Source organism: Macrococcus lamae (assembly GCF_004359545.1).
Classification (GTDB): domain Bacteria; phylum Bacillota; class Bacilli; order Staphylococcales; family Staphylococcaceae; genus Macrococcus; species Macrococcus lamae.
This window is the reverse complement of sequence record NZ_SCWB01000007.1, coordinates 89,828-102,971: the sequence shown is the minus strand read 5'-3', so window position 1 is coordinate 102,971 and position 13,144 is coordinate 89,828. Positions and strand designations below refer to the sequence as shown.

Below are 13,144 nucleotides of genomic sequence, written 5' to 3'. Positions count from 1 at the left end.
CGGCATAGCTGGGTAGCTATGTATGGACGGGATAAGTGCTGAAAGCATCTAAGCATGAAGCCCCCCTCAAGATGAGATTTCCCAACTTCGGTTATAAGATCCCTCAGAGATGATGAGGTCAATAGGTCTGAGGTGGAAGCACAGCGATGTGTGGAGCTGACAGATACTAATCGATCGAAGACTTAATCAATTTAAAGATTTTTCAGCTCGGCGAGCTGGTAAGGACCCTTCTTCCTCCTGCTTATCTAGTTTTGAGGGTATATCCCTTCGCTCCACCCTGTCTGGTGACGATGGCAGAGAGGTCACACCTGTTCCCATACCGAACACAGAAGTTAAGCTCTCGAGCGCCGATGGTAGTTGGACTGACGTCCCGCGAGAGTAGGACGTTGCCGGGCAGACACATATGCGATGAGCCGCACCGAGACCTGTCAGGTCTCTTTTTTTTGTATGATTTTTTTCAGTAAAGTGTAGATACTCTCTTTGATTAAATGCTCTTCTATACCGCCGTAGCCCAGAATGAGCTGATGGTGGTATTTTTGTTGTTTTTGTTCTGCATAATCGCTGATGAGATTAATATCGATATCTTCTGGTTTAGAGATTGTCTCATTGAAAGACAGCACACAATGCATTCCTGCCTGCTCGCCGCTGATAGAGATTTGACCATCGAATGGTTTTAAGGCATCTAAAACAATATCGAGCTTTTTCTTATAGAGTTTACGGGTTCGATTGATATTGCGTTCAAATTCGCCTGACTGCATGAACTGCGTAATCATATACTGCATATGCCGAGGTACGGTGATATTTGGTTTATCATCGAGCTTATGATATTTATCCATCAAAGCGTCAGGCAGTACGAGATAAGCAACTCTTATACTTGGAAAGATGGATTTCGAAAAAGTACTCATATAGATGACTTTCTGGTGGGAGTCGAGTCCTTGAAGCGCTTTTAGCGGGCGTCCTTTGTATCTGAACTCACTGTCATAGTCATCCTCAATGATGTAGCGGTCTTCTTCTATTGCCCATTTAAGCAGTTCTGTCCTTCTTCTTGCTGATAGGACTGCACCTGTCGGAAACTGATGACTTGGAGTAACATGAACGACATTCGCTTGATGATGAAGTGCCTTGACCACAATACCCTCATCATCCACTTCAATTGGAATGTAAGGTTTCTGTTCATAATTCAGTACTTTACGGATCAGCGGATAGCCCGGATCTTCTATCTGGTAGGTGGCGTCATGTAATAGACGTGTTACAAGCGTGAAGAGCTGTTCAGTGGAGCTGCCGATGATAATCTGCTCATTTGTACAGTTAACCCCGCGTGAGTGATAGAGATAGCGACGTATCTGTTCTCTGAGGGCATCATCTCCTTGTATATGTCCGCGTTCGAGAAGTCCGTCCATCTCAGCCTCAAAAGCTTCTTTGGCATACTTTCTGAAGAGATGGTATGGAAAGCTCGTATGATGGCTATCCTCTATTTTAAATGACTGTTTAGCTGTTGCTGGTTTCGGTGAGGTGAAACTCATTTTGTTTTCAGGAGCCTTATTTAACGTTTCAATGGCTTCAACAAAATAACCGACTTTTGGCTTGGAATAAATAAAACCTTCATCCTGCAGTTGCTGGTAAGCAATTTCGATTGTCGTCTGACTGAGATTCAAGTGCTGGCTCAGTTTTCTTTTGGATGGCAGTTTTTCATCATGTGACAGTCTGCCTGACAGGATATCGTCCTTGATGAACTGATAGAGCTGCTGGTAGAGAAACGTATCTTCTGTAAATTTATATGTAAGCATTTCCATTCTAATCACTGACCCTTTAGTTTTTGTTATATCTGGCACTTTTATAATATCAGTTTCTTCGTTAAATTTATAGATGTATTGAATTTAAAGGAGTGTACATATGTCTAAAATTATAGGTTCAGACAAAGTCAAACGTGGTATGGCAGAAATGCAAAAAGGCGGCGTCATCATGGACGTTGTCAATGCGGAACAGGCGAAGTTAGCTGAAGCAGCGGGTGCAGTTGCGATCATGGCATTAGAACGTGTGCCAAGCGATATTCGTAAAGCAGGCGGCGTCGCACGTATGGCGGATCCACGTATTGTTGAGGAAGTGATGAACGCGGTCTCTATCCCGGTGATGGCGAAAGGTCGTATCGGTCACATTACTGAAGCGCGTGTATTAGAAGCGATGGGCGTGGATTACATCGATGAATCAGAAGTACTGACTCCGGCTGATGAGGAGTTCCACTTAAAGAAAGATGAATTCACTGTTCCGTTCGTCTGCGGCTGTCGTGACTTAGGAGAAGCAGCCCGTCGTATCGGTGAAGGTGCTGCAATGTTACGTACAAAAGGTGAGCCGGGTACAGGCAATATCGTAGAAGCTGTCCGTCACTTACGTAAAGTGAACGCACAGGTCCGTAAGCTTTCTGTGATGAATGATGATGAGATCATGACGGAAGCAAAATTACTTGGTGCACCTTATGAAGTACTTAAAGAAATCAAAGCGCTAGGTAAATTACCGGTCGTCAACTTTGCTGCAGGCGGCGTTGCAACACCGGCGGACGCGGCACTGATGATGGAACTGGGTGCTGATGGTGTATTCGTTGGTTCAGGTATATTCAAGTCAGAATCACCTGAAAAATTCGCGAAAGCAATCGTGCAGGCAACAACGCATTATCAGGATTATAAACTCATCGGAGAACTCTCTAAAGAGCTTGGCGCAGCGATGAAAGGTCTCGATATCAACTCGCTATCTCTTGAAGAAAGAATGAGTGAACGTGGCTGGTAAACTGAACATCGGTGTACTCGCTCTGCAAGGTGCGGTCCGTGAGCACTTGAAGCAGATTGAATTGAGCGGCCACACAGGCTTACCCGTGAAGCGTGTGGAAGAGCTGTCAGACATTGACGGCTTAGTACTCCCTGGCGGCGAATCAACGACGATGCGCAGGCTGATGGATCTGTATGGTTTTACAGAGGTTCTTAGAGAAAGTGATCTTCCTATGTATGGCACTTGTGCTGGTCTCATTCTGCTGGCAGACGAAATTGAAGGTTACGATGAAGGACATCTGAAGAAGATGAACATCAAAGTAGAACGTAACTCTTTCGGCCGCCAGGTTGATAGCTTTGAAGCTGACTTGGATGTGAAGGGGATAGAAGAGCAGGTGAACGCCGTCTTCATCCGCGCGCCGCATATCATGTCGGTAGAAGACGAGGTTGAAGTACTAAGTGAAGTGGAGAACAAGATGGTCGCAGTGAAGCAGGACAAATACTTAGGTATTTCGTTCCATCCAGAACTGACAGACGATTATAAAATCATGAAGTATTTCATCGAAGAGATGGTTGCGAAGAATCAATAACCTGAACGCCGGCTGCTGCCGGCGTTTTTGGTGAGCCGGTTAATAGCGGCGGGTTGTTATACATGTTATAATTCTTCATTATATTAAAGGGAGTTTTAAATGATGAGCCTTTCACTCACAGAAGCGATTAAAACAAGAAAGTCAGTCAAAGAATTCGACCCGAACGTCAAAATTCCTCGTGCAGAAATGATGGAAATGATAGAACTTGCATCAGAAGCGCCGTCGTCAGTCAATCTGCAGCCGTGGCGTTTCGTCATTGTGGAATCAGACGAAGCTAAGGCAGCCATCAAGGATTTAGTGCGTTTCAACACGCGTCAGCTTGAAACAAGTGCTGCTTTTATTCTTGTTCTGTCGGATAATACGCATATTCAGGATATCGAGCGTGTATACGGCAAGAGTGTCGATCTCGGCTATATGCCGCAGGAAGTAATGACAACAAACGTAGCAGCGCTTAAAGGAGCGCTCGCGCAGGCACCTGAGAGCTATATTAAAGTACAAGGAATGATGGATGCGAACTTGGCAGCTATGCAGCTGATGCTGGTTGCAAAAGACCACGGATATGATACGAATCCGATCGGTGGATTCGAACGGGATGAAGTGCTGGATGCCTTGTCCATCAATAAAGAACGCTATAACCCTGTGATGTTCATCGCTATAGGTAAAGGCGTAAAGAGCCCTCATGACAGCAGCCGACATGAAGTGAACGAGATCGTATCGTTTAATCATGGGAACGCTGACGGGAATATCGGCGAATAGAAAAAGATGGAATGGCTTAAGCCACTCCGTCTTTTGTTGTTATAAGAAGAATCCTGCGATTGTCGCTGAAATGAATGATACGAGTGTTGCACCGTACAACAATTTCAGACCAAATCTTGCTACAACGTCACCTTGTTTATCGTTCAGTGACTTGATCGCACCTGCGATGATACCGATAGATGAGAAGTTTGCGAATGAAACTAGGAATACAGAAACGATACCGATTGCACGTTCTGATAATTCACCTGTTTTGTTATTGACGATATTCTGGATATCAAGCATTGCGACGAATTCGTTAGATACAAGTTTTGTTGCCATGATTGATCCGGCACGTACTGCATCACTCCAAGGAATTCCTGTTAAGAATGCAAGCGGTGCAAAGACGTAACCTAGAATTGTCTGGAAGTTCATCTTGCCAGGTGTGAATGCATCAACGATACCGTTCAGCATTGCGATCAATGCGATATAACCGATCAGCATCGCACCAACGATGATTGCTACTTTGAAACCATCAAGGATGTATTCACCGAGCATTTCGAAGAACGATTGTTTTTCGCCTTCTTCAGTCATAATCACTTCGTTTTCCTCTTCATCTGATACACGGTAAGGATTGATGATTGAAGCGATGATGAATCCGCCGAATAAGTTCAACACGATCGCTGTTACGACGTATTCTGGTTTAATCATTGTGAAGTAAGCACCGACGATTGACAGCGATACTGTAGACATGGCTGATGCTGTCAATGTATAAAGACGATGTTTTGGAATATAAGGTAATTGTTTTTTCAATGAGATAAATACTTCTGATTGTCCGAGAATAGCTGAAGCAACCGCGTTGTAAGATTCAAGTTTCCCCATGCCGTTAACTTTAGAAATAACTAATCCTAAATATTTAATGATGAATGGTAATACTTTAAGATATTGCAAAATACCGATTAAAGCTGAGATGAATGTAATAGGAAGTAAGACATCCATAAAGAAAGTTGAAGCTGCAGGTGTTTTGCCGATAGCCGGATTTTCAAGTCCCGCAAATACAAAGTTGACGCCCTGCTCAGCGTAACCTAGTAAATAACTGAAACCTTTTGCTAACCATCCAACAAACTTAATACCATACGGTGTTTTAAGCAATAGGAATGCAAGTAGAAACTGAATGACCATCATAATAGCGATGTATGGCCATCTCACATTTTTTTTATCTGAACTGATGACCCAGGCAAGCAGTAAGAAGACAGCTAAACCGATAATACCAATAATATAATTCAAAGTGACACCTCTTTTTCATAGTATAGATCTATATTTTTTCGCTTTTAATATCATACTACATTTAAAATGAAAGCGGTATAAAAATTTTTAGTATTTGTAAATGTAATTTTAAGAAAATGTAAATCCAGATGAAAACATATTATTTGCGCTCAATTAAATTTGGTCATATAATAAAGTCAAAGATGGTCAAAAAGAGGTGAAGTCATGAAAAATATGTCTGATATCATTGAGCAATACTTGAAGCAGCTGCTTGAACAAAGTGGCGATGTAGTTGAAATTAAACGTGCACATATCGCTGAAAAATTTGATTGCGTGCCATCTCAATTAAATTATGTCATTAAAACGAGGTTCACAAACGAGCATGGCTACGCAATTGAGAGTAAGCGAGGCGGTGGTGGTTATATTCGAATCACAAAAGTTGAATCTAATAATCAGTCTGCTTTTATCAATCATCTGAAAGAATTAACAGGTAGTCAGATTACGCAGCAGAATGCTGAACATATTATAGAAGGTTTGTATCAGAATGAACTGATTACATTGCGTGAGAAACGTCTTTTATTAGTGACGATTCATCGTGATATATTATATGTAGATGTACCATATCGAGATCGTATTCGCGCCAATATTCTACAGAATGTACTGACAATACTTCAATACCAGTAGCTTTAGGGAGAGAACGCTATGAACTTTAATGAAGATGAATTTACAATGAATCAGCTGCTTAAGCATCTTCTTGCGTCAGGTGAGATGACTGGCCGTCAGGAAGTTTGTCCGAACTGCGGACTGACACTCCGTGAATCACTGCATATCGGTAAATTTGGGTGCAACACATGTTATGAGACGTTTGAAGCTTATTTGCCGCGTATTGTCGAAAGAGTACAGGCAGGTAATCAGAAGCACGTCGGCAAGGCTCCTCTGAAATCAGCTGAAAAGATTGCCCGCAAGAAAAAGATTGAAACACTTGAGCAGCAGTTGAAAGAGTTGGTTGATAATCAGAACTTTGAACAGGCTGTCCATGTCAGAGATGAAATTAAAGCATTGAAGGAAAGTGAGGCAGAATAAATGCTGGATAAACATTTAAGTCATACGCTCAGCGACTGGATGCAGCAGGAGATAGAGAAACCAATCGTCTTAAGTTCACGTATCCGCCTTGCCAGAAATCTTGAGAATTTTGTTCATCCGCTCATGTATTCTGAAAGTACAGCTCTGGAAGTACTTGAAGAAGTATCATCAGTACTGAACCCTCACTATGAAGAAGTGCGCTTAAGCGAGCTTGATAAAAATGAGCGGCAAATGCTGGTGATAAAACATCTAGTCAGCAAGGAACTACTTAGTCAGGACCATGGTGCAGTTTTTTTAAATGATGATGAATCAGTAAGTATTATGGTTAATGAAGAAGATCATATCCGCATTCAAGTACTTGGTCGTGATCTATCACTCGATGATCTATATAACAGAGCACAGGAAGTAGACAGCTTGATTGATGAGAAACTGACCTTATCATTTGACGAGACGCTTGGTTACTTGACGACATGTCCGACGAATATCGGTACAGGGTTGCGTGCAAGCGTCATGCTGCATCTGCCGGGGTTGTCTATAATGAACCGGATGGGCCGTATTGCCCAGGCAATTAACCGTTTCGGCTATACAATCCGCGGTATTTATGGCGAGGGAACGCAGGCGCTTGGCCATGTGTATCAAGTATCCAATCAGCTGACTCTCGGTAAGACGGAAGAAGCGATCATTGAAGACCTGAAGCAGATTGTGGATCAGATCATAACTGAAGAAGAAGGCATGCGTGAGCGCCTTAAAGAGTATGACTACATTGAAACTAAAGACCGTGTCAATAGAAGTCTTGGAATATTGAAATACGCGCAAATGATCACCGCTGAAGAAGCAAGTTTACGGTTAAGTGAACTGAAAATGGGTATCGATATGGGGATTGTTGAACAACTTCCATTTCGCTTCAATGAGTTGATGGTAGCCATTCAGCCACCGTTTTTAGCGACTATAGATGAAGACATACCCGTCAATGAAAAACGAGCAAAGATGTTGAGAGAACATCTCTAAAGGAGGAAATATATCGTGTTTGGAAAATTAACAGAACGTGCGCAGCGAGTTCTCGCACATGCACAGGAAGAAGCAATCAGATTACAGCATAATAATATAGGTACAGAGCATTTGCTGCTCGGTCTCGTGAAAGAACCAGAAGGCATTGCTGCTAAAGTACTTGCAACATTTGATGTCACTGAAGAAAAAATTATTACTGAAGTAGAACAGTTAATCGGTCATGGCTCTGAAATGTCAGGAACGATTCAATATACACCGCGAGCTAAAAAAGTCATCGAATTATCATTAGACGAAGCGCGCAAATTAAACCATTCATTCGTCGGAACAGAACATATTTTACTCGGACTGATTCGTGAAAATGAAGGCGTAGCAGCACGTGTCCTTGCTAACCTTGATCTGAACATTACGAAAGCACGGGCACAAGTCGTTAAATTACTTGGCAGCCCTGAAATGAGCACTAAAAATTCGCAGACTGCAAAATCGCAGGCGACACCAACGCTTGATGGTCTGGCACGTGACTTGACAGTCATCGCAAAAGACGGCACATTGGATCCGGTTATCGGACGCAGCAATGAAATCACTCGTGTGATCGAAGTATTGAGCCGTCGTACAAAGAACAATCCGGTCTTAATCGGGGAACCGGGTGTTGGTAAAACTGCAATTGTTGAAGGACTGGCACAAGCTATCGTTAACAATGAAGTACCTGAAACATTAAAAGGTAAACGCGTGACGAGCCTTGATATGGGTACCGTTGTAGCTGGGACGAAATACCGCGGCGAATTTGAAGAACGCCTGAAAAAGGTAATGGAGGAAATTCATTCTGCCGGTAACATCATTCTGTTCATCGATGAACTTCATACATTGATTGGTGCAGGCGGTGCTGAAGGTGCAATCGATGCATCGAACATCCTGAAACCGGCACTTGCCCGTGGAGAACTGCAATGTATCGGTGCGACTACTCTTGAAGAATACCGTAAATATATTGAGAAAGACGCAGCTCTTGAGCGTCGATTCCAGCCGGTGACTGTGAATGAACCGAATGTGGAAGATGCTATTGAAATTGTCAAAGGTCTGCGCGATCGCTACGAGGCGCATCACCGCATCACTATTACAGATGAAGCTCTGGAAGCGGCAGTAAAGATGAGTGACCGTTATATCTCTGACCGATTCCTACCAGATAAAGCAATCGATTTAATCGACGAGGCAGGTTCTAAAGTCAGACTACGTAACCATACAACACCACCAAGCCTGAAAGAACTTGAAGCTGAACTTGAGCAGGTGAAGAAAGAAAAAGATGCAGCAGTTCACTCTCAGGAGTTCGAACAGGCGGCAGCACTTCGCGATAAACAATCTAAGCTCGAACAGCAACTAGATGATACGAAGAAAGAATGGAAGAAAGCACAAGGTCAGTCAGAGTCATCAGTGACTGCAGATGACATCGCACTTGTAGTTGCTCAGTGGACAGGAATACCACTTAACAAAATCGCTGAAACAGAATCAGCGAAACTACTTAACTTAGAAGAAATTCTGCATGATCGTGTCATCGGTCAGTCTGACGCTGTTGAGTCTATTTCTAAAGCGGTTCGTCGTGCGCGTGCGGGACTGAAAGATCCAAAACGTCCGATCGGCAGCTTTATCTTCCTCGGTCCGACAGGCGTCGGTAAGACAGAACTTGCGAAAGCATTAGCAGAAGCAATGTTCGGGGAAGAAGACGCAATGATTCGTGTTGATATGAGTGAATTTATGGAGAAACACAGTGTGTCACGGCTGGTTGGTTCACCTCCAGGTTATGTCGGTCATGAAGAAGGCGGTCAGTTGACTGAGAAAGTACGCCGTAAACCTTATTCCGTTATTCTATTTGATGAAATAGAGAAAGCTCACCCGGATGTCTTCAATATGTTGCTGCAAGTACTGGATGACGGTCGTCTGACAGACTCACAGGGACGTACAGTCGATTTCCGTAATACGGTGATCATTATGACTTCAAACGTCGGTGCACAGGAACTGAAAGATAATAAGTTTGTCGGCTTCGGTGCAAGTGATGTCGGTCCAGATTATGAAACTATCCGTAAAACGATGATGGATGAACTTAAAAATCAGTTCCGTCCTGAATTCTTAAACCGTGTCGATGATATTATCGTCTTCCACAAACTTGAAAAAGAACACTTGAAAGAAATTGTGTCATTGATGGTCGAAGGATTGGCAAAACGTCTGAAAGAGCAGGATATCTTCATTACATTAACTGATGCAGCGAAAGAAAAAATCGCTGATGAAGGTTATGACCCTGAATATGGTGCGAGACCACTTGCACGTGCAATTCAGAAGAACATTGAAGATAAACTGTCTGAAGAACTTCTGCGTGGCGAAACATTATCTGGACAGGATATCGTCATTGATTTTAAAGATGATGAGTTCACTGTTGAGAAAAAAGAAAGAGTAGCAGAAGAAGCATAGACGTCTCTCAAGTTCTGATGGTCTATAAAGCATATATTTTATCACTTGATTCAAAACCCTTAATGCAATGGCATTAAGGGTTTAATTGTATTGAGACGTGAAACAGTTTACAATAATACCATATTGAAACAGGAGGAACTTTCTTGGCGAAAACGAAATCAACGTTTGAATGTATGGCCTGCGGGTATCAATCTCCTAAATGGATGGGCAAATGCCCGAACTGCAGTTCCTGGAACCAGATGGAAGAAGTTATAGAATATAAAGCCAAAGGACCGAAAACGGCAATCACTGAATCATCTTCTACTGAACGTGTGGAAAAGCTTAAGAATATCACGAAAGAAAGCACTCCGCGTTCAACAACATATATCCGCGAATTTGACCGTGTTCTCGGTGGCGGCATTGTACCGGGATCTCTTATTCTGATAGGCGGCGATCCTGGTATCGGGAAATCAACGCTGCTGCTTCAAGTGTGTGCCTTACTATCCAAAGAAAACGCTGTTCTTTATATTTCAGGTGAGGAATCTGTCAGACAAACTAAGCTGCGTGCTGACCGTCTGAATGAAGATGCCGGAGAACTGAGCGTCTATGCTGAAACTAATCTTCAGATCATTCACGAGACCGTGAAGAAGACAAATCCGAAATTTCTTGTCATCGACTCCATTCAGACTATTTTCCATCCGGAAGTGACTTCAGCCCCGGGTTCAGTGTCACAAGTCAGAGAATGTACGCAGGAATTGATGCGTATGGCAAAGAATATGAACATCGCGACATTTATTGTAGGTCATGTAACGAAGGAAGGGCAGATTGCCGGACCTCGATTGCTTGAACATATGGTGGATACGGTATTATACTTCGAAGGAGATACACATCACAGCTACCGTATTTTGCGGGCAGTTAAGAACCGCTTCGGCTCAACGAATGAAATGGGTATATTCGAAATGCGCAATACAGGACTGAACGAAGTGCTGAATCCATCTGAGATGTTCCTGGAAGAACGTACAAAAAACGTCGCTGGTTCGACCATTGTAGCAACGATGGAAGGCACACGTCCGCTGCTTGTTGAAGTGCAGGCATTAGTCACACCGACAACTTTCCATAACCCAAGACGAATGGCGACAGGTGTTGATCATAACCGTCTGAGTCTGTTGATGGCAGTCCTTGAGAAAAAGCAGGGATTACTGCTGCAGCAGCAAGATGCGTATATTAAAGTAGCGGGCGGTGTTAAACTTGATGAACCGGCTGTCGATTTAAGTGTCATCGTCAGTATTGCTTCAAGTTTCAATGATAAGGCAACGCGCGGTGATGACTGCTTTATCGGAGAAGTCGGACTGACGGGTGAAGTACGGCGGGTTGCTCGTATTGAACAGCGTGTGCAGGAAGCGGCAAAGCTTGGTTTTAAACGCGCGATTATACCGAAGAACAATATCGGCGGCTGGGATTTCCCGGAGGGCATTGAAGTCATCGGTATCGCAAATATTTCTGAAGCTCTGAGGCTTGCATTTAATTAACTTGAGGAGGTGACGCTATGCTTAGAAGACTTGTACTTCTGCTATTTACTATTATTGGTGCTTCGCTCGGTATCTTCTTGATTCCCGAGGTCATCAAAGCGTTCGGATTTAATGTTCACCCGCTTGTCCTGAATAACTATGTGGACGGGACAATCGGTATTATTGTCTTCTTATTATTGTTTTACTGGGCGATTGATAAAGTAGTAGCACTGATTGAAAGAGGAGAAGGGCTGCTGCTGAAACGTAGTTTTATGGAACTTATCTTTGCCACTATCGGAATGATGATGGGGCTGATGATTGCGTCTATGGTCAGTTTGATCTTTGACACCATTGGTCTTACATTGCTGAAGAACACAATTCCTGTTGTACTGGCAGTCATACTTGGCTATCTCGGTTTTCAGGTAGGACTCAAAAAACGTGAAGAGATTCAAAGTTTACTGCCTGAAAGATTTCAGGGCAGTAAACGTAAAGTGACTGACGCAACGAAACTGCTTGATACATCAGCGATTATTGATGGTCGTATATTGAATATCGTCAAGTGCGGTTTTATCGACGGAACGATCATTGTGCCGCAAGGGGTACTTGATGAACTGCAGTTGATTGCGGATTCGACGGATGGTCTGAAGAGAGATAAAGGACAGCGCGGCCTTGATATTTTAAATGAATTGAAAGAAACAGGGCATCCTGTTAAATTTCATCCTGGTTACAAGGAAATCAAGGAAGTGGATCAGCTGCTCGTAAAAATGGCAGCAGAATCTAATGCGAGTGTTATTACGACGGATTATAACTTGAACAAAGTGTGCCAAGTTCAGGGAATCAAAGTGTTGAACGTCAATGATCTGTCTGAGGCGATTAAACCAGTCGTTCAGCAGGGAGACCGCTTCAAGCTGCTGATTACAAAAGCCGGTAAGGAAGAAAACCAAGGAGTCGGGTATTTAGAAGACGGCACGATGGTTGTATTAGAACACGGTAAGAACTTTATCAATCAGGAGAAACTGGTTGAAGTCCAGTCTATTCTTCAGACGTCATCAGGACGCATTATATTCACGAAGAAAGTAGCCGATAAGTAATGTATACAGTGATCATCCCTGCAGCAGGGCAGGGCAGAAGAATGGGGTGCGGTCATAATAAAGTTTTCCTTGAAGTTGACGGCATCCCTGTTATCAGAAGAACGGTCGAAGCGTTTCAGTCACATAATAAATGTGCTGCGATTTATCTGGCAGCGAAAGAACAGGAGATCACGCAGCTGTCACATCTGCTGCGTGACATTCCGAAAGTAAAGAACATCATTGTCGGTGGCAGTGAACGGCAATATAGCATTTACAATGTGCTGAAGGAAATCCCTGAGACAACTATTGTCATGGTACACGACGGTGCACGTCCGTTTATTTCACATGAAACATTGGACGAACTATACGAGGCGGCTATCGCTCACAAGGCAGCAATCGCAGCAGTTCCTGCAAAAGATACAATTAAAGTAGTGACGGACAATCAAGTGGCAAGTACACCTGACCGTCAGACGCTGTGGCTCGTTCAGACACCACAGGCTTTTACATATAACGTGCTGCAGGCGGCGTACAGGCTGGCAGAAGACGATGCTTATCTCGGGACGGATGATGCGTCTCTAGTAGAGCGTACAGGAATGCCAGTCCATGTCGTTGAAAGCAGCTACGATAACATCAAACTGACGACACCAGAAGATTTATACTTTGCGGAAGCAATTCTCAGGAAAAGAGAGGGATAA

General features: G+C 43.4%; 12 protein-coding genes and 2 rRNA genes. 12 read left to right on the top strand and 2 right to left on the bottom strand.

What is annotated here, in order from left to right:
- Positions 1 to 190: ribosomal RNA gene (locus ERX29_RS05480) — 23S ribosomal RNA — on the top strand; the annotation flags it as partial.
- A 90-nt stretch (positions 191 to 280) separates the two neighbouring features.
- Positions 281 to 395: ribosomal RNA gene (rrf, locus tag ERX29_RS05475) — 5S ribosomal RNA — on the top strand.
- Between the two features lie 33 nt (positions 396 to 428).
- On the opposite strand, the gene pdxR is transcribed toward rrf, so the two are convergent.
- Positions 429 to 1,787: a MocR-like pyridoxine biosynthesis transcription factor PdxR gene (pdxR, locus tag ERX29_RS05470; RefSeq protein WP_133443694.1), complete on the bottom strand. Its 1,359-nt coding sequence runs from the start codon at positions 1,785 to 1,787 to the stop codon at positions 429 to 431.
- A 106-nt stretch (positions 1,788 to 1,893) separates the two neighbouring features.
- Between pdxR and pdxS the strand changes: the two genes are divergently transcribed.
- From pdxS to ERX29_RS05455, 3 genes are all read left to right on the top strand, one after another.
- Entirely contained in the window at positions 1,894 to 2,781 is an 888-nt protein-coding gene (gene pdxS / locus ERX29_RS05465; RefSeq protein WP_133443689.1) for a pyridoxal 5'-phosphate synthase lyase subunit PdxS, read from the top strand.
- Position 2,782: 1 nt separating this feature from the next.
- Positions 2,783 to 3,349 (top strand): pyridoxal 5'-phosphate synthase glutaminase subunit PdxT, encoded by a 567-nt coding sequence (gene pdxT / locus ERX29_RS05460; protein WP_133443693.1) that lies wholly within the window; start codon positions 2,783 to 2,785, stop codon positions 3,347 to 3,349.
- Positions 3,350 to 3,451: 102 nt separating this feature from the next.
- Positions 3,452 to 4,105 carry a nitroreductase family protein gene (locus ERX29_RS05455; protein WP_133443688.1) on the top strand — a complete coding sequence of 218 codons (654 nt, stop codon included), beginning with the start codon at positions 3,452 to 3,454 and terminating at the stop codon, positions 4,103 to 4,105.
- Positions 4,106 to 4,144: 39 nt separating this feature from the next.
- Here the strand turns inward: ERX29_RS05455 and ERX29_RS05450 are convergent, their stop codons facing one another.
- Positions 4,145 to 5,368 (bottom strand): NupC/NupG family nucleoside CNT transporter, encoded by a 1,224-nt coding sequence (locus ERX29_RS05450; protein WP_133443687.1) that lies wholly within the window; start codon positions 5,366 to 5,368, stop codon positions 4,145 to 4,147.
- Positions 5,369 to 5,572: 204 nt separating this feature from the next.
- Between ERX29_RS05450 and ERX29_RS05445 the strand changes: the two genes are divergently transcribed.
- The 7 genes from ERX29_RS05445 (at position 5,573) to ispD (ending at position 13,144) form a co-directional block, all read left to right on the top strand.
- Positions 5,573 to 6,031 (top strand): CtsR family transcriptional regulator, encoded by a 459-nt coding sequence (locus ERX29_RS05445; RefSeq protein ID WP_133443686.1) that lies wholly within the window; start codon positions 5,573 to 5,575, stop codon positions 6,029 to 6,031.
- An 18-nt stretch (positions 6,032 to 6,049) separates the two neighbouring features.
- A complete protein-coding gene (locus ERX29_RS05440; RefSeq protein ID WP_133443685.1) occupies positions 6,050 to 6,430 on the top strand; it encodes a UvrB/UvrC motif-containing protein in 381 nt (126 codons plus the stop codon).
- Positions 6,431 to 7,438: a protein arginine kinase gene (locus ERX29_RS05435; protein ID WP_133443684.1), complete on the top strand. Its 1,008-nt coding sequence runs from the start codon at positions 6,431 to 6,433 to the stop codon at positions 7,436 to 7,438.
- A gap of 12 nt (positions 7,439 to 7,450) precedes the next feature.
- Positions 7,451 to 9,892: an ATP-dependent Clp protease ATP-binding subunit gene (locus tag ERX29_RS05430; RefSeq protein ID WP_133443683.1), complete on the top strand. Its 2,442-nt coding sequence runs from the start codon at positions 7,451 to 7,453 to the stop codon at positions 9,890 to 9,892.
- A 143-nt stretch (positions 9,893 to 10,035) separates the two neighbouring features.
- Positions 10,036 to 11,400: a DNA repair protein RadA gene (gene radA / locus ERX29_RS05425; protein WP_133443682.1), complete on the top strand. Its 1,365-nt coding sequence runs from the start codon at positions 10,036 to 10,038 to the stop codon at positions 11,398 to 11,400.
- Positions 11,401 to 11,417: 17 nt separating this feature from the next.
- On the top strand, positions 11,418 to 12,470 hold the full coding sequence (locus ERX29_RS05420) for a PIN/TRAM domain-containing protein (protein WP_133443681.1): 1,053 nt from the start codon (positions 11,418 to 11,420) through the stop codon (positions 12,468 to 12,470).
- Positions 12,470 to 13,144, top strand: coding sequence for a 2-C-methyl-D-erythritol 4-phosphate cytidylyltransferase (ispD, locus tag ERX29_RS05415; RefSeq protein WP_133443680.1), 675 nt, complete (start codon positions 12,470 to 12,472; stop codon positions 13,142 to 13,144). Before ERX29_RS05420 ends, ispD begins: the two co-directional genes overlap by 1 nt.